Consider the following 17,924-nt stretch of genomic DNA (forward strand, 5'->3'; position numbering starts at 1 on the left):
GTTTCAATCTGTGCTAAAAACTAAAAATTTCGTTAAAAAACTATATTTGTAGTTGTATAACTAGAAAAATAGTTATAAGTTTGAGTATTCAATCAAATTAAAGTCCATTATGCAAAAATTGACCAATAAGGAAGAAGAGATTATGCATGTACTCTGGAAACTTGAAAAAGCTTTCGTTAAAGATGTACTTGCTGAAATAAAAGACGACAAACCTCACTACAACACACTATCAACCATAATTAGAAACCTTGAAGAAAAAGGTTATGTAAGTTATAATGCTTATGGTAAAACGCATCAATACTACCCTATTATTTCTAAGGAAGCCTACAAGAAACGTTTTATGAACACAGCAATTGAAAACTATTTCAACAACTCATACAAAAATGTTGTATCGTTTTTTGCTAAAGAAGAAAAGATAAGCGTTGATGAGCTTAAAGAGATTATTGCTTTAATTGAAAACAAGAGCTAGTTATGGAATATCTTTTAAAATCATCAGCCATTATTATACTTTTTTATTTGTGTTATAAGCTATTCTTACAACGCGAAACCTTCTTTACATCTAACCGTTGGTTTTTAATTACAGGGTTATTTACAGCAATCGCTATTCCATTTATTGTTATTCCTGTTTATGTTGAATACACTCCTGTAGCTCAAAATTTTATTGCTGTTGGAAAAATTGTTGAAACGCAACAAACCGAACAACCTTTTAACTACATGCAACTACTCCCATTAGCTTACAGCATTGGAGTTGTAGTATTGTTACTAAAGTTTGGAATAGAATTATTCTCTTTATTCTCTTTATTAAAAAAGAACAGCCTTGAAAAAATTGAAAATCATTATTACATAAAAACAAGTAAAAGCATCGCTCCTTTTTCATTTTTCAACTATATCGTTTACAACCCTTCTCATTTTAACCCTGAAGAGCTTAATCATATTATTAATCATGAAAAAGTGCATTCAAAACAATTTCATTCAATTGACATAATAATTACCCATCTTGCTACTATACTTTTTTGGTTCAATCCTTTTATATGGTTGTACAAAAAAGCGCTACAGCAAAACCTAGAGTTTATTGCAGACCAAGAAGCTCAGCATGTTTCATCATGTGAAAAAAGCTATCAAATGCTATTGGTAAAAGCAAGCACAAACAGCAATCAATTGGCATTAGCCAACAATTTTTATACTTCATTAATCAAAAAACGAATAGTTATGTTACACAAATCAAAATCGAACAAATTAAGAGCTTGGAAATATATATTAATACTTCCTGCTTTAGCTTTATTTTTAATGAGCTTCAACACTAAAACTGTTTATATCGAAAAAGTAATTCCTATTGAAACACCAATAATTGATTACGCTACAGTTGAAGGTTTAGACGCTACTGAACAACCTAAAGTTGCTACAACACAAAAACAAACAAAAGCAATAACTGCGACTGCTAAAGAGACATCAACCAAGAAAGTAGCTGCTGTAAAATCAAAAACCACTAAAAGTACAACATCTATCTTAGCAGATACTGAAATGTTTTTAATTACTAAAGATTTCACTGATGTTGATTTTGACAATTTAAAATCTAAGCTGGAAAGCAATGGTGCTTCGGTAAAATTTAAAGGCATAAAACGCAACAAAAGCAATGAAATAACTGCCATTAAAATTGATATTGAATACAAAAATTCAAATGCTAATTATCATGTAAAAGGAGACGAACCAATAGCAGATATTAAAATTGCACTTGACGAAGACGGTAAAAGTGTTGCAATTGGTCATGTAGAAAGCAGCTTAAAAAACATCCATTTTGTATCTGATGATGGTAAAGTAAAATTCAGCCAAAACAATGGTAACAATGTAGTTTTCATTTCAAAAGATGATGATAACGTACATGTTGACAAAAAAGTTATTGTAAAACAAAACGTTAAAACAACCACCAACGGAAAAAGTAATACTGTTATTGAAATTAAAACCGATGATGACAATGTTCAAGTTATAGAATTAAACGAAGACACAGATAACGAAGAAAATGTTTTTGTTGTTAAAAAAGATAAGGACAATGTTTGGGTAACAAAAGGTGTAAAAACTATTGTATTAACTGATGAAGATGGTAAAGATGTTGAAATTATAGCTTCTGAAAACGGAAACAATACTTTTGCTTATAGCAATGGCAATCCTTTATTTATTTTAGACGGAAAGGAAGTTTCAAGAAAGGAATTGAAAGACATTGATCCAAAAACAATAAAAGAGGTTGAAGTTCTTAAAGGCGAAAAAGCAGTAGAAAAATATGGAGACAAAGCCAAAGATGGTGTTGTCATTATCATTACAAAGAAAAACTAGACACCCTTATACAAACAAAAAAGCCCAAACTTAAGTTTGGGCTTTTTTGTTATTCCACTATAATTTTCTTGACAATTGTTAGTTCCTCTGAGACTATGTTAAGCAAATACATACCAGGAGAAACGTTAATATTCAAATATGAATTCCCTCCTGAAATATTTTCAGTATAAACCTTACGACCATCAACAGCAAACACCTCAACACTTGCAGGATTATTAATTCCTGAAATATGAACACCTCTGCTTGTTGGATTAGGATACACCTTTATTTGAGCAACATCTACATCGTCAATTCCAAGTTCTTGATTCCAAACTTGCCCTACCATATTTCCCCAAATGTATTCCACTAAATCTGGTTGATCTATAAATGGATTTCTATTAAATTGCCATTGATACACCACATTGTTTCTGTTCATTTCAAAATCGTCAGGCGGATCATTTCTATGCCAATCTAAAAGCGTAGCTAAGTCCCCAAATTGTCCTGTCAACCCTTCTGGAAAACCATTTACAATTTCTAAACCATTATATCTAACAGCCATGTAAAATACGCTTCTTGCAACATCTCCTTTAAAACCTCCTAAAGTTCCTGAAGGTCCATTATACTCTCCATAAAATTGGTTTCCTCTACTACTATTTTCTGGACCATCAACCGCTCGTAGTGCATGAGCATCAGAGTTTCCATGACGAAGAGAGTCTGCAGTGGTATTCCAAAATATATCAATTCCGTCACTAATTTCATCTTCTTCAATACTATCAAACCCTCCTCTAGACCTAGGAAAAGTATGCTCTCTATTCCAAGTTCCTACATTATTAGAAGTGGTTTGAAAATCTAATTTCGCTCTTCCTTGTTCCAAATACACTAACCAAACCTGGTTACTGTTTTCAGGGTTTTGGTCGGCTTCTTTTAAAATATCAATTACATCAGTATACGTTTGAGCTCTAACCACACCTTCTTCAGCAATAATATCTTGTAACGCTTGTCTTAACGCTGTATCAGACAACTCATCTAAACTATTGTAATATCCACTAGGCTGTGTACTTTCTACAACACCATAGGTTGGGTTTATTGGAGTCCCAAAAGGAGCAACAGTAAAATCATTATCAATAACTCTAATTTTTATAAAATTATTAAATGGAATATAAGGAGGCTCTAGACCTGAAAATCGAATTAAGAGTTCTTCATCACCTTCATCAATAGCATCGTCAATAATAGTTATCGAAGTGGTTACAGCGTTTTGTCCGTTTGGAATAGTAACAGTTGTGGTTCCTGTAAAATCTGAAGTATCAAAAGTTCCATTGTTTAAAGTAAAGTCAAACTGAAAATCTGCAGTAACGTTTTCTTGCGCTGTAAAAGTAATATCAAACGTGTCACCTTCACCATACTGCGTTAGCGCAGTTGAAATACTAATCGCATTAAACACAACTCCTCCACCTTCATTTAAAGCTCTTGGAGTTGGTGTTGTTGCTGTATACGAGCCATCGTCATTTCTTTGAATAGAATTTGTATTGTTTGATGCGCCTTCACTAATCTGTTCTGTTAAACCTAAAAGCGCCATTAAATTAGTATCGTCACTATCATTAGTATCATAAGCCAACGCATCAATTAAATTAGTTTGAGTTGCTAGAGTACCTTCAGGAAAATCGGTATCGTCTCCTAAATAAATCGCAACTGCATCAGCTCCATTTTGAATAACATTAGGTGAAATTAAGAACTGAGGAAAAGGAGTTACAGTACTACTACCTATTAACAATAAACCATTAACATCAGTAACTGCACCATCTAAATCAATAGTCATATAACTAGAATCTCCTCCAGAAGAAGAACCATTAAAAAACACCAAAACATAACCGTCTAAAGAAAAGTTTGGTGTATCAGACTTTAACTCAACAAACTCTTGGTCATCTATTCCTGGTGTATCACAGTCCAACTCATTAATCACAACTTGACTAAATAATGTTGTACATGCAAAAAAAAGTAAAATGACTGCTAGTAATTTTTTTTTCATATTAGGGAGTTTTTGCAAATGTACGCATCAATTTAACTAGAATACATTTTGGGGTTTACCAAATCATTAATTTTAACATAAAATGAGCTAAAAACTACATCTATCTTTATTGGTTCGTATTTATATTTTAACTAACTCAAAAAGATGAAAAGCTAAAAAAACAGCCTTTTTATAACCAAAATCCCCTTGGTTTTATTTTTCACCTTCAAAAAAGCCCTACAATTATTACAATTTAAAACAAAAAACTATTTAAAAATTACAATATAAAACTTCATTTAAGACAAGTCACATATAAATTGAAACACATATGATTTTTTTACTTATCAATTAGAAGTTAATTTCATCGATTTTCATTAAAACACTTGGAGGATAGATTTCTAAAAATATATATTGAAAACTCAATCGAAAAAACAAAGAATTTTTAACAACCAAAAACCAAGAAATTATGATGACAATTGCTAAAATTTTAATTGATATTATTTTCAGTTAAGTACAACCCTAACAAAAATATAAAACTTAGTTCTAGAATAAGTTTTACTATTTTTGCTAAATGAAAAAGCAAGTCTTCAAAACCTTGGCAACAGTTAACAAAGCTTTACTACCAAGCTTCACTAAGCGAAAACTCGACATTACCAAAGCAAGTAAACTCCAATTAGCAATTATTGCTTGGAGAGCTTATGTTACAAAAAATGCTTTGGATTAATTAAAAATACACTCTAAAAACTGCATTGGGAGTTATACCCAACGAGTGTTGAATAGATTGTGTTACCGAATTATTTTCCAAACTGTAAAACTTATTGATTTGGTTTTCTTTGTTGAGAACATTCCATACTGAAAGTCCTAAATGAGAATTTACTTTTTCAGAAATCTTCAAATTATATATAGCAGAAACATCTACTCTTAAATAGTCTTGTAGGTTACTGTTGTTTGATGCTTCGTAATTAATTTCACCATCACTTATTGGATTTAATACCATAGGATTTGTTGTTGGTTTACCTGAATGCCAATTTAAGCCTGCTGAAACCTTAAATCTATTTGAAGAGTACGTTGTGCCAAAAGTAATTGCATGCCTAATATTATAATTACTAGGAAAAACTGTTTCTTGTAAAGATTTGAATTCATAATTGTTATCCATAAAGGAGTAACTCAACCAAGCACTTACTTTATCAAATCCTTTTCTAAGTAAAACATCAAGACCTTTTACCTCATAGCTTCCTGAAGTCCTAGAAAGTTCATATTGATTTTGAAACCCTTGACTGCGTGAAGTTATTCCATCAACATTCTTATAATATCCTTCTAAACTTAATAACCATCCTTTTTTTGAAAAACTAACTCCTGTAGAAACTTGTTTACTTGTAATTACAGGAATATTGTCATCGTTAGAAAGTTGCCATCTACGTTTTTCAATTCCAAAAAAATCGTTCTGAACATTTATTACCTGAGACGTGTTTTGGTGTTTAAACTCTCCAAGAATTTCAAACGTAAAATCCTCAAGAAAACGCTGACTAAAACTGAGTCTTGGTTCCCAAATTGTTTTTTTAAACTTGTCAATATAATTAAACCTTACTCCTGCATTTATATTCGTATTTCTATTAGTTGAAGTATAACCAAATTGCGAAAACACACCGTGAGTTCTAACAACCTCTGAGACCAATAGTTTGTATAGCGGATTATCAACATCATCTAGATTAGTTACTTCAGTTTCTACAAAATGGTATCCGCTCAATAACTGCATTTTTGGGTTTAGCTTGTAATTTGAGATTAACTTTAAGCTCGTTTCAGACACCACGTTCTCTTGTAAATATCTTTGCGAATCTAGTATATTTACATTTACGGCTTTTAATTTGTAATCTGTTTCATAAATCTCAAGAGCGGTTTTAAGCTTAGTATTCCACTCTCTATCATATCGTATTGCACCAGCAATACTGTTTTGGGTTAAGCTACTTTCCCTTGAGTCTTCAACACCATTTACCATAGCATTTTCATTAAATAGCAACCTGTTTGATACTGTTATAAAATTGAGCCTTAGTTCATCTTTTTCACTTATTTTATAAATCCATCGAAGCGATGCGTCATAAAAGTCAAATTCTTTATCAGAATTAATAATATCTCCCATATTTGTTTCCACCTCAGTATTTTGAGAAATACGATCAAAAAACTCATTGTAAGTTGGTGTTTTCACAAAATCACTAATTGATTTTCTAGCAGCAAATTGAAAAGACGATTTTTTTCCTATTGGTACATCGGCAAATCCATTAACATCAGTAAGATTAGCTCCTAAGCTTCCTTTAAACTTTGTATTCAGTTCTTTTTCGGTTTTCATATCAATAGTACCCGAAACTCCATCGGTTAAAGCTACATCAGTTCCATTTTTAACCAAACTAACGCTTTGTGTAATTTGGGGGTTATACATAGAAATAAGCCCGAAAAAGTGACCAGATTGGTACATTTTTATATTATCCCAAAGCAACAAATTTTGGTCATGTGCTCCACCTCTAATACTTATATTTGATACTGTTTCATTAATACTCTGAATACCAGGAAACGCTTGTACTGACTGCAAAACATCAGTATCTATAACACCTGGTAAAATATCAAACTCGTTAAAGTTTATTTGATATGTTCCGTTGTTAAGTTTTTTAATACCATGAGTAATAAAGTTTGAAATAATTACTTCTGAAAGTGATTCAAAATTTGGGATTAACTCAACAGTTTCACAAGTATTGGAAAGAAACTCTTTAATTGGCTTTTGTAGTGTTTTATAACCCAGATACCTAACGGTTATAGTTTTTGCTTTTAAAGGTAGCTCCAACTCAAAAAAACCATTATTATCACTAACAGTTAAAACAGATTCGCTCTGTATTGTTGCATTACCTAAAGGCTGCCCTTCTTTGTTTTTTAAATATCCACAAATGATAATAGATTGTTTTGCCGTTACTAAAACAAACTGATTATTAGTAATTGAAAAGACTAATTGTGTATTATTCTCAAGGTATTGTAATGCTTCTTGTAAAGATACATTTTGAGGTGGTGGAGCAATAAAAATATTGTCCACTAAATCTTGGGCATAATTGAATTGTACGTTATAGCTCTGTTGTAAATTTTGAATTATTTGAGCAAGGGATTGTTGTTCTTTACTATCTTGAGCATTTATGGTAAGAACAGTAAAAAATAGAAACCAAAATAGTAAAAACCCTTTTTTAATTCTTCTTTGCATGAATTACAACAAGGTTATCAGAACTCAGTTCAAAGGTCATATCCATTGGTTGAGTAATGGATAATAATGCACTTTCTAAATCATTATGCATAAAGCCTCCTGTAAATATACGATTAACATTTACATCTTTAAACGTAACCTCAATATTATACTGTCTCTCTAACTCTGCCAAAACTTCTTTAAAAGGCACTGAAACAAACTCACTAATATTTTCTGTCCATTTTGGTTTTATTGAAGCAGTAGTCGTTTCAGTAAACATATTATTAAGGATTCTATAACTATCTCCTGCTTGTAAAAGTCTTGATATGGTATCTGAAACAACCTTAACTTTACCTTCAAAACAAACCACTTCAAAGTAGTTACTACGTTGTTTAACATTAAACTCTGTTCCAACAACAGTTACTAGTCCTTCTTGAGTTTTTACATCAAACTGACCTCCTTTTGAAACTTTAAAATAAGCTTCACCATCCAATTCAACCAACCTATTTTCCTTCCAATCTTTTTTATTGAATGAGATAGTCGAATACGCATTTAAACTAACCAAAGAAGCATCAGGCAATTCAATGGTAGTCTTTTCACTAGCTAATGTTTCTATTTGAGTATTTGGATTAAAAACAAATAGAAAATAAATACCGAAAGCAATGACTAATACACTAGCTATTCGCATTAAGTATTTTCTAGTATTAAGCTTGTAAACAGGTTTTTTATTTTGAACTTCTAAGGCTTTGGCTTTAAACATTTCAAAAGAATCTACTTTTGAAAAATTTGATGCTTTAAAAGCTTTTGCAGAAGTTATTATCTCGTTATAAAAATCAGCATCTTCTAATTTTGAAAAAGCTTCATGCTCTTCATCTGTCAGTTCATTTCTTAACCATTTATGCAATAGGTAGTCTTTATCCATTAACCATCATTTTATATATAACAACTTAACCTTAATTAATCCTGATTATTTAATTTTAAAATCGTCCAATCCTTCTTTCAATTTGTCAAATGCTGAATAAATTCTATACTCAACAACTTTTTTGGTAACGTCTAACATTTCAGCTATTTCAGCATGTTTTTTACCTTCAACTTTACTTAGCAAAAAAGCGACTCGTTGCTCTTCGGTTAAACTCTCCAGTACAGCTTGGTAACGCTCAAAATACTGTTCCTTCTCAAGTAAAAATTCGGGGGTTTCGTTTGTATATTTCTTAGGTGTTTCTTTTTCAAATTTCATCACCACTTTTTGATGCTTTATTTCATTCAACATCATGTTATTGGCAACAGTGAATAAAAAAGATTTTGCTTTACTTAATGTTACTTTTTTACAATTATCCCATAATTTCATAAAAGCATCTTGTGCTTTATCACTAGGGTTGTACTGAGCTCCATATTTATAATATAAAAAGTCGTTTAAGTCTTTTGAATACTTATTATAAACACGTTCAAAAACAGTTTCTTCGCAGATATTTTCTTTTAAATCTTTTGACAATTTGAGCACTTTAATTGCCTAAATGTATATAAATATTTTTTAAAGTGTTCAGGAGTTTTTAAAACTGAGTTGTTTAATAATAAACATTGCTTATAAAATGAAATTACAATTAAAAACCTTTTTTCTACCACTACTAGCTTTAGCTATTTTAGCTACATCATGCCGAAAAGAAGAAGTAGTATTTGAGCAAGCTCCAGAAGAAGAAACTCTAGTAGCCGGATCAGTCGTTGCCAATTTAATGCAACGCACTGCTATGAATGATGGCTCTAATGATAATATTATTGATAACGCCAATTGTTTTAATGTTGAACTTCCTGTAACGGTTATTGCCAATGGACAAGAACTTGTAATTAACACTACTGATGATTATGAAGCTATAGAAATCATTTTTGATGATAGCGACGATGATAATGACACTCTTGAAATCATTTTTCCTATTACAATCATTTTTTCTGACTTTAGTCAAACTACAATAAACAACATAAGTGAACTACAAAACTTTGCAAATGACTGTAATGGTGAAAACCAATATGACGATGACATTGAATGTTTAGATTTTCAATACCCTATTACAGCTTCTTTTTTTAATACAAACAATGAAATTATAAACACTGTTACTTTCACGAATGACTTCATGTTGTTTGATTTTATTGATGAAATAGATGAAGATGATTTAATTACTATTGGGTTTCCTATCACTGTTGTTTTACAGGACAACACAGAGATTACGATTAGCAATTTTACTGAACTTGAAACAACAATAAACGCTTATGCTGAAAGTTGCGATGAAGATGATGACAATGATTACAATGATGACGATTGCGACAATTGTTCTCCTGTTGAATTAGTGAATATACTTACAAGTTGCAATAGTTGGATTGTTGATAAACTAGAACGAAATGATAATGATTATGACGATTTATATGATGGTTATACATTTCAGTTTTATGAAGAAGGCACTGTTTATGCTTATTATTTAGGAACTACATACAACGGAACATGGTCAACTAACGGTAGTGAAAACGATATAACAGTAACAATAAACATTACAGGTTTACCATATTGTAATAACGATTGGGTTTTACATGAAATTCAACAATATTCTGGGGAAACCAAAGTAGATCTTAGAGTTGGTGGCGAAGATAGATTGAGGTACGAGAGTACTTGTAATTAAAAATACACTTAGTAATTGTGTTAGCCAAAGGAAAAGATTAATTGAAAAAGAAAAGTTCCACTATTATTTGTTTTTCCTAAAAGCACAACTAAGTTCTTAGATTGATGTTTAAACTGCTTCAACAATGTTGGAGCAGTTTATAAAAAAGCAAAGTCTAGGTTTTAAGCTAATGAGACAACATGAAAAAATGGATCGCCATAGTAATACTCATCATTATTGCTCTTATAGCATATAATTACATCTATCAAGACCATAGAGATATTGGAAATGAAGAAGCTGAATTTGTATTTAAAGCTTCAAATTTTTCAGCCGAATTTTCTATAAACCCCAAAGCATCTGAAAGTAAATACCTAAACAAAACCATTGAAGTGGATGGAACTGTAACTGATTCTGACAAGAACAGCATCACATTAAACAACAATATTTTTTGTCAATTCAATACATCTCTAGACAACATCGAACGAGATAAAAACATAAAAATAAAAGGACGTGTTATAGGCTATGACGATTTACTAAACGAAATCAAATTAGACCAATGTATAATTATTAATTAACCAAAAATAAATTCAAATGAAAAACAATTACACACTCAAAACAATTATTGCCCTAATGTTCTTTACCGCATTTTGTTTTAATACAAATGCTCAAGTGAGGTTAACAGTTGTTAATCCATCAACAGGAGAAGTTACTATGCACAATTATGGAGGAACTACAGTAGACATTAGTAATTACCAATTATGTAATTTCCCAAGTTACAACCAATTAAGCTCTTTAACAGTTACTCAAGGCTCATTAAACTTAGCAGCTGGTGCTGATGTAACCGTAATAACCACAGTAATCAGTAATCCTAATGATGCAGAGTTAGGTTTATACAATTCTGCTAGTTTTGCATCATCCGTTGCTATGCAAGACTATATGCAATGGGGTTCTGCTGGACATCAACGAGAAGTCGTTGCGGTAAATAAAGGAATTTGGACAGCAGGAACTTTTGTTAATGTTGCGCCTCCATTTGAATATACTGGAAATGGTGGGCAAAATGGAGCTCCTTTTTGGGATACTTTATTAGGACTAGAGGATTTTGAAAACATTTCAAGCTTTAGTCTAACACCAAATCCAACAAACACTGTTTTAAACCTTAATTTTTCTCAAAGTGCTTTTTCAGGAGAAGTCGCAATTTACAACCTTTTAGGTAAGCAGGTAAACTCAAAAAACATAAACAATACAAACCTAGCAACATTTGATGTCTCTTCATTAAATAGTGGTATGTATATTATTACAGTTACTTCTGAAAGCAATAAAGAGAGTAAACGTTTCATTAAAAATTAAAAAAGTGCTCCATAGAACTCTTTTAATAGTATTATTCCCATTTCTTGCATTTTCTCAAGATAGTTTGCTAGACGAAATCGATACAGACTCTTTAGAAAATCAAAAAACTATAGCGGTTTTTAAAGGACTCAAAATTGTAAATTTTGAGTCCACAAAACTGGTAGCCAAAAACGAATTCACTTTTGTAGTTGCTCACAGATTTGGAAGTATAGAAAATGGTTTTGACACCTTTTTTGGTCTTGATGATGCTGTCACTAGATTGAATTTTATTTATGGAATTTCAGATGCATTTAACATTAGTGTTTCTCGTAGTTCTTATCAAAAAATTTATGAAAGCGCAATTAAATATCGCTTAGTATCACAACACGACAATGGATTTCCTTTTACTATCGTTGGTTATAATTCTATTCTTGTAAATACCGCTTTAGAAAAGAACAATTTACCTAAGTTAGAGTTCAAACATCGTCTAGGTTATACAGTACAATTATTAGCTTCAAGGAAAATAAACCATAATCTTTCATTAGAGATTGCTCCTACTTTTTTCCATGACAATTTTGTACAATTTGATGAGCAAGACAATTCACAATTTGCTATAGGTTTTGGTGGTCGTTATAAACTTGCAAGCAGGTGGTCTTTAAATGTAGATTATGGTTGGCACCTCAACAGAGCTTCAAATTCTCCTTTTAAGAATCCGCTTTCAATAGGTGTTGATTTAGAAACAGGTGGACATGTGTTTCAAATGCATTTTACCAATGCACAACCAATGAACACTAATGGGTTTTTAGGACAAAGTACAGGCGATTGGAGTGATGGTAATATTTATTTCGGATTTAATTTAAGTAGAGTTTTTTAAGAATTTAAAATGAAAAATTTAACACTAATTATAAGCTGTCTTTTTATAGTCGCTAATAGCTGTACCAACGCTAGTGAAGAAGATTTAATTGATGCTACTCCAATAATAGAGGATATTACCTACTTACATGATGTTAAACCAATAATTGATAACAACTGCATTTCGTGCCACAACAACCCTCCTGTTAATGGCGCTCAAATGTCTTTATTAACCTATCAAGATGTAAAAAATGCGGTTGAAAACAGAGGTTTAATTAGTAGAATTTCATCTGAAGACACTGGATTTTTAATGCCTTTTGGTGGCCCTAGATTACCTCAAAACCTAATAGACATTGTTATACAATGGGAAACCGATGGACTCTTAGAAGAATAAACGTTATGAAAAAAACACTATTAATAATACTGCTTATTAGCTTTCAAAGTTTTTCCCAAGGTAAGTTTTTGACTAAAACAGGTATCCTAAACTTTGAAGCTTCAGTTCCTTCATTTGAAGAAGTTGCAGCAACCAATAACTCAGTAACAGCAATACTTAATACAGAAAATGGTGAGTTTGCAGCTTTAGCTCTAGTAAAAGGATTTAGGTTTCAAAACGCATTAATGGAAGAGCATTTCAATGAAAATTATGCTGAATCCTCAAAATTTCCAAAGGCAACATTTAAAGGTAATTTAGTAGATTTTTCTCTTTCAGAAATTGAAACCGAAATGCAAATTAAAATTGAAGGCGAATTAAGCTTTCATGGAGAAACCAAAAAAATTGAAAATATTTCAGCAACAATTCAAAAAAAAGGAAGCACAATTACTTTAAAAGGAAACTTTAAAGTTTTAGCTTCAGATTTTAACATAAAAATCCCCAAAATAGTTAAGAACAAACTGTCCAATGAAGTCCTTGTAAGCTTTGATTTAAAACTTATTCAGAACTAAAAACTCGCTTCTATTAGTACTGGTAAATGATCTGAAGGGTATTGCATATTCCAATTATCACTCAACACTGCATATTTGTTTATTTTAACGTCAAATGAAACGAAAACATAATCGATTCTTCGCATTACAGGTTGGTCAAAATGAAATCCATTAAATGTTCCCTCTGGACCAAAATCTAATTCTGAAACTATTTTAGAATCTTTTAAAGTTTGCGTAATATAATCAACACTTTCGTGATTAGGCTCCATATTAAAATCGCCAGTTAAAAACACAGGGTGATTTTCTGTATTTAAGCTTTTAATTTTATCTAAAATTAAAACAGCGCTTTTTGAACGTGCTTCCTTACCTACATGATCAAAATGCGTATTAAATACCCAAAATTTCTTCATGGTAGTTTTATGCTGAAACAAGGCATAGGTACATACACGATTACAAACTGCATCCCAACCCATTCCTACTCTATCTGGTGTTTGCGACAACCAAAAAGTTGAAGATTCTAAAACTTCTAAGTCATCCTTCCTATAAAATATTGCTGAATATTCACCTTCATCTTTACCATCATCACGACCAACACCCACAAAACTATAATTGGTCAATAAAGCATCTAAATCCTTCATTTGATTTGGCATTGCTTCTTGTACACCTAAAACATCTGGTTCATAAAACTTGATTTGATTCATCATAAAAGGCTTTCGGTTAGTCCAACTATTTTTACCTTCTTTCGGGTAATCTAACTTTATGTTGTAGCTCATAATTTTCAGCTCTTGAGATGTAGCCGAAAATGAAATTATTATAGCTATAATGGTAAAAAAACGCTTCATAATCATGAAATAAAAATCTTTATATATGTTTAAATCTATGCATAAATAGTTTAGTAAAAAAGCCTCTTTAAATGTATTTGATGTAAACATTTAAAGAGGCTTTTTTCATTGTATAAACTTATGAGTTTATTGTGGAGATATTCTTAAAGCATTAATATAATAAAACTGGTTTCCGTTATTATTAGAATCTCCAGCTGCAACCTTTAAGATAATTTTACCGTTAGCATCAGCTTGTACATTCGATATACAAACTGTATTTGTTGCATTATTTGCAGCGTCTAAGTTTGCTGATTGCTCGTTAGCTCCAACAAGAGTATATTTAGTATCTCTATTATCGCTTACATTATTTCTTGAAGCAAAGAAGCAAAATTCATAAGTATCATTTGATTCAAAACCTGAAAACTCAATAATACTCTCTTCAATTGGGTCATTTGATCCCCAAGCTAAAGCATGAGAATAAAAATTAGATTTTGATACTGAATCGTCCATATTTAAATCAGTAGTTGTAGATCCTGCTCCTGAAGTATTATTAACACCTCTAAATCTAGAAGTTGTAGCAGCCTCAATTCCTGTAAACTGTCCATTAGTGTAAATCATATTTGGTATTGCAACACCTTCTAAAAAGCCTGTATAAGCATTCCATCCATCAGGGTTATCACTAGTAGAAAAGTTAATGAATACTGGTTGAGTTAAAATACCATTTCCACCTGGATCCTGATAATCAGTCAACTCAGTAATTTCATTAGGCGTCAACACTGCTTCGTGTGCTGCTTGTTGAGCCAATTCTATATACAAAGGCAACATACCATCTGGAGAATATGAATTCCCTATAACCGACTCACCAAATAGGGTTTCATACCAAGTACAAGAAGCAATATATTTACCAAAATCGTTTAAGTGATAACCATCGCTTGTAAATCCGTCTCCTAAAAAGCTTGTTCTTGCATTTTGAATTGCAGTTCCAGCAGGTACAACCATTTCTACAGGAATTAAATTTTCGGCTAAAATGTAAGCATCTATAATTCCGTTAAACATTGTCATTTGGTCATTGTTATAGTTTGCAAAACCAGAATGCGTTGAATTTTGTGCATAAGCCCAAGTTTTATGTAAGATATACTTAGTACATGGGTTACTATTATGACTTCTTACAGCATTATAAACAATTGGAAGTGGGTTTATGAAGGTTTCAAAAAGTCCTGACTCATAACTTGCTTGCTGAAAACTAATATAGTCCCAGTTCTCGTCAGCTACAGCCTCAGAAATAGAAACTCCAGAAGTTACTGTACGAGTTCCATCTAGGTCAATTTTTCTGTAACTATAACTATTTGAATCAGATGATGCGTTTGTAGCATGAGTATCTAAGTTTGCACCACCAATATACATGTTCCCTACAATTACTTGCTTACCTTGAGCATTAGCTAATCCCCAAAAATGCGATTCTAACGCGTCTTCAGAAAAACTATTACCAATAGCTAAGATTTTTAAAATTCCATCATTTTCATCGTCAATAACCACTTGAGTAGATGAAGAAACTTGACCATCATCTGAGTTTAAGCTCAATGTCACAGTTCCTTCTGCAAGTGTTTGAATAGTTATTGCAAACGTTAATGGGTCAACAGTAAAATCAACTAAATTAGAAGGTTCAGCTGACCAAGTGTAGCTTCTTGATGGAAAAATAACATTATTAAATTCTGGGACAATTGTATATTGACAACTTGTCGCTAAAGTTAAGTCTCCTTCAAGTAATGCTTCAGTTTCTAAATTTGATGTTGTATAATCGTCAGATGTTCTACTACACGAATAAAAATTGATAACTAAGAATGCACAAAGACAAAAATGTGCCAACTTAATTAATTTGCTGGTTGTGAGATTTTTCATATTTATAATTATTAAGTTAATATTCAGTTTTAAAATAAATTTATTATTGTCTATAAAATTAAATTTGATTCATTTTTTACTCTACAAAAATAGTTTCAGTTTGTTCAGAAATTCCGTTTTCATTATATGCTTCAATGGTAAAATAATACGGCGTATCTCTATCTAAGCAGCGCATAAAATGCGTGTTGGTATCATATACTTGCCAAGATTGATACAATTTATCTGGTGCAATCCCCCAACGTATGTTATAGCCTTGAGCGCCTTCAACTTTATTCCAAGAAAATGAAATGTCTCTACGGTCTTTTTCGCGATTAATTTTGAAATTTGACACCTTGTTTGGTGCTTCACCTAAGCCTAAACCAAAAACTCTAACCTCTGACATCGCGAAGTTGTTTCCTGGCACTTTGATGTTATTATATCTAACGTATTTTGCTTTCACAGGTTCATCTAAAACTAGGTAAGCGTTTGGTGCATCAATATCAGATTTACTTCTGTCTACAACGGTTTTCCAGTTTTTTCCATCTTCTGAAGTTTCAATAGTAAATTGATGTTTTAATCCTTCAACACGTGTGTAAATTCCAGAGTCATGATCGTGATAATTTAACTGAATAGCGTGTACGGTTCCTTCATTTAACAATTCTATTGTAATCCATTGCTTATCATCATTAGCTTCGGCAACCCAAAATGTTTTTGGGTTTTCGTCGGTTAAAACTTTAGAAGTTATTTTCCCTTCAGCATTGGTTTCTGTTGGGATTTCTTTGACTTCAACTTCATCATCATTAGACGTAAATTTCATTATTTGTTGAAGCGAAGACGATACAGTTACATTGCCTTTATACGATAATAACATCCAACCATTATGTTGTCCGGCTTTTGTTGGATGGTTGGCGCCATAACGTGGATAATCGCCATAAGAGGTATTGCTGTACATTAAACCATCTTCGTCAAAATAGGTAGGGAACATGCATAAACGACGTTCCCACTGCGCGTTAGATGCCAACGCCATCGTCGCAAAATGCCAGTATTGACCGTTTGTTTGCTTTACTGTAATACCGTGTCCTGCACCATTGGTAAATCCGCCAGGTTTAAAACTCATCGGATTATTTTTCATATACGTGAAAGGTCCAAGTGGCGAATCGCCAACATACACACCATCTGCATAGACATTAAATTGTGTACCTGGTGCTGCGTATTGTAAATAGTATTTTCCGTTGTGCTTGGTCATTGAAGCACCTTCCATATATCCTTCTTTTAAGGTTGGATGAAAGTTGTTTTCGCCAAAACGTTCCCAACCGTGCTTTTCTTCATCTAAATTAATTAGCTCTTTTCTAACGCCAGTTTCTAAAAAGCGGTCGTCTTTATTCAGCATTTTTACACGAATAGGATGCACGTTAGAACTTCCCCAATAGAGATACGACTTGCCATCATCGTCAATAAATAATTCTGAATCTTGAATGTTATTTGAAATGGAAGCGGTTGGTGTCCATAATCCTTTTTTAGGATTGTCGGTATATAAAATACTTCCGTAACCAGCAGGATCGCCAGCAAAATAAACTAGCGAATCTTTATAATTGAAAGCTGTTGGCGCGTTGCTGCCTTCAAAAAACCACTGCTGTGGTTTGATAAATTTCCAGTTGACTAAATCTGTGGAATGCCAATACCCAAAAGACCGTGTGACGAACATATAATATTTACCTTTAAACTCTATAACCGCTGGATCTGCACCAGAACGATAGGATTGATTTCTGGCAGAATTGTAAACCATATAGGTATAATCAATATCTAGCGGATTGATGTAAGTTTGCGTGGTATCTATTATTGTTACTTCAGCTTTATCATCCTCTGAAACAATAGTATTTTCTTGTTTTTGTTTACAAGATACCATTGCTGTAATTACGAATGCGAGTTGTATAGTGTATCTTAATTTCATT

General features: G+C 32.0%; 16 protein-coding genes. 9 read left to right on the plus strand and 7 right to left on the minus strand.

The annotated features are described in order from the left end of the window. Window positions 1–109 precede the first annotated feature (109 nt). Window positions 110–469 carry a BlaI/MecI/CopY family transcriptional regulator gene (locus DMZ43_RS09905; protein ID WP_129761568.1) on the plus strand — a complete coding sequence of 120 codons (360 nt, stop codon included), beginning with the start codon at window positions 110–112 and terminating at the stop codon, window positions 467–469. A 2-nt stretch (window positions 470–471) separates the two neighbouring features. Beyond that, complete coding sequence (locus DMZ43_RS09910) at window positions 472–2,328, plus strand: M56 family metallopeptidase (RefSeq protein WP_131507878.1); 1,857 nt, start codon at window positions 472–474, stop codon at window positions 2,326–2,328. Between the two features lie 49 nt (window positions 2,329–2,377). Here DMZ43_RS09910 and DMZ43_RS09915 read toward each other — a convergent pair whose 3' ends face one another. Next, the gene (locus DMZ43_RS09915) at window positions 2,378–4,333 is read right to left on the minus strand and encodes an endonuclease (RefSeq protein WP_131507880.1); all 1,956 of its coding nucleotides are present in this window, start codon (window positions 4,331–4,333) and stop codon (window positions 2,378–2,380) included. Window positions 4,334–4,883: 550 nt separating this feature from the next. Between DMZ43_RS09915 and DMZ43_RS09920 the strand changes: the two genes are divergently transcribed. Then, on the plus strand, window positions 4,884–5,036 hold the full coding sequence (locus DMZ43_RS09920) for an SsrA-binding protein (RefSeq protein WP_131507882.1): 153 nt from the start codon (window positions 4,884–4,886) through the stop codon (window positions 5,034–5,036). On the opposite strand, the gene DMZ43_RS09925 is transcribed toward DMZ43_RS09920, so the two are convergent. The 3 genes from DMZ43_RS09925 to DMZ43_RS09935 are packed head-to-tail and all read right to left on the minus strand — an operon-like array spanning window position 5,037 to window position 9,021. Then, window positions 5,037–7,550, minus strand: a complete 2,514-nt coding sequence (locus DMZ43_RS09925) for a CS1-pili formation C-terminal domain-containing protein (RefSeq protein WP_131507884.1) — start codon at window positions 7,548–7,550, stop codon at window positions 5,037–5,039. Next, a complete protein-coding gene (locus DMZ43_RS09930) occupies window positions 7,534–8,451 on the minus strand; it encodes a FecR family protein (protein ID WP_131507885.1) in 918 nt (305 codons plus the stop codon). Before DMZ43_RS09930 ends, DMZ43_RS09925 begins: the two co-directional genes overlap by 17 nt. A gap of 45 nt (window positions 8,452–8,496) precedes the next feature. Beyond that, the gene (locus DMZ43_RS09935; protein ID WP_131507887.1) at window positions 8,497–9,021 is read right to left on the minus strand and encodes an RNA polymerase sigma factor; all 525 of its coding nucleotides are present in this window, start codon (window positions 9,019–9,021) and stop codon (window positions 8,497–8,499) included. Between the two features lie 97 nt (window positions 9,022–9,118). On the opposite strand from DMZ43_RS09935, the gene DMZ43_RS09940 reads away from it, so the two are divergent. The 6 genes from DMZ43_RS09940 to DMZ43_RS09965 all read left to right on the plus strand — a co-directional run bounded on the left by DMZ43_RS09940 (window position 9,119) and on the right by DMZ43_RS09965 (window position 13,294). After that, entirely contained in the window at window positions 9,119–10,195 is a 1,077-nt protein-coding gene (locus DMZ43_RS09940; protein ID WP_131507889.1) for a hypothetical protein, read from the plus strand. A 179-nt stretch (window positions 10,196–10,374) separates the two neighbouring features. After that, window positions 10,375–10,749 (plus strand): hypothetical protein, encoded by a 375-nt coding sequence (locus DMZ43_RS09945; protein WP_131507891.1) that lies wholly within the window; start codon window positions 10,375–10,377, stop codon window positions 10,747–10,749. Window positions 10,750–10,765: 16 nt separating this feature from the next. Further along, the gene (locus tag DMZ43_RS09950; RefSeq protein WP_131507893.1) at window positions 10,766–11,521 is read left to right on the plus strand and encodes a T9SS type A sorting domain-containing protein; all 756 of its coding nucleotides are present in this window, start codon (window positions 10,766–10,768) and stop codon (window positions 11,519–11,521) included. Window positions 11,522–11,525: 4 nt separating this feature from the next. Continuing rightward, a complete protein-coding gene (locus DMZ43_RS09955; RefSeq protein WP_131507895.1) occupies window positions 11,526–12,374 on the plus strand; it encodes a DUF5777 family beta-barrel protein in 849 nt (282 codons plus the stop codon). A 9-nt stretch (window positions 12,375–12,383) separates the two neighbouring features. Then, a complete protein-coding gene (locus tag DMZ43_RS09960) occupies window positions 12,384–12,746 on the plus strand; it encodes a hypothetical protein (RefSeq protein ID WP_131507897.1) in 363 nt (120 codons plus the stop codon). 5 nt (window positions 12,747–12,751) lie between these two features. Then, entirely contained in the window at window positions 12,752–13,294 is a 543-nt protein-coding gene (locus DMZ43_RS09965; protein WP_131507899.1) for a YceI family protein, read from the plus strand. Here DMZ43_RS09965 and DMZ43_RS09970 read toward each other — a convergent pair. The 3 genes from DMZ43_RS09970 to DMZ43_RS09980 form a co-directional block, all read right to left on the minus strand. Next, window positions 13,291–14,115: an endonuclease/exonuclease/phosphatase family protein gene (locus DMZ43_RS09970; protein WP_187347858.1), complete on the minus strand. Its 825-nt coding sequence runs from the start codon at window positions 14,113–14,115 to the stop codon at window positions 13,291–13,293. The genes DMZ43_RS09965 and DMZ43_RS09970 overlap by 4 nt on opposite strands. A gap of 126 nt (window positions 14,116–14,241) precedes the next feature. Next, the gene (locus DMZ43_RS09975) at window positions 14,242–15,993 is read right to left on the minus strand and encodes a DUF4886 domain-containing protein (RefSeq protein ID WP_131507901.1); all 1,752 of its coding nucleotides are present in this window, start codon (window positions 15,991–15,993) and stop codon (window positions 14,242–14,244) included. A gap of 76 nt (window positions 15,994–16,069) precedes the next feature. Beyond that, window positions 16,070–17,923, minus strand: a complete 1,854-nt coding sequence (locus tag DMZ43_RS09980; RefSeq protein ID WP_131507903.1) for a family 43 glycosylhydrolase — start codon at window positions 17,921–17,923, stop codon at window positions 16,070–16,072. Between the last annotated feature and the right edge of the window lies 1 nt (window position 17,924).

The sequence above is a fragment of the Meridianimaribacter sp. CL38 genome (genome assembly GCF_004328055.1).
GTDB lineage: Bacteria > Bacteroidota > Bacteroidia > Flavobacteriales > Flavobacteriaceae > Gaetbulibacter_B > Gaetbulibacter_B jejuensis.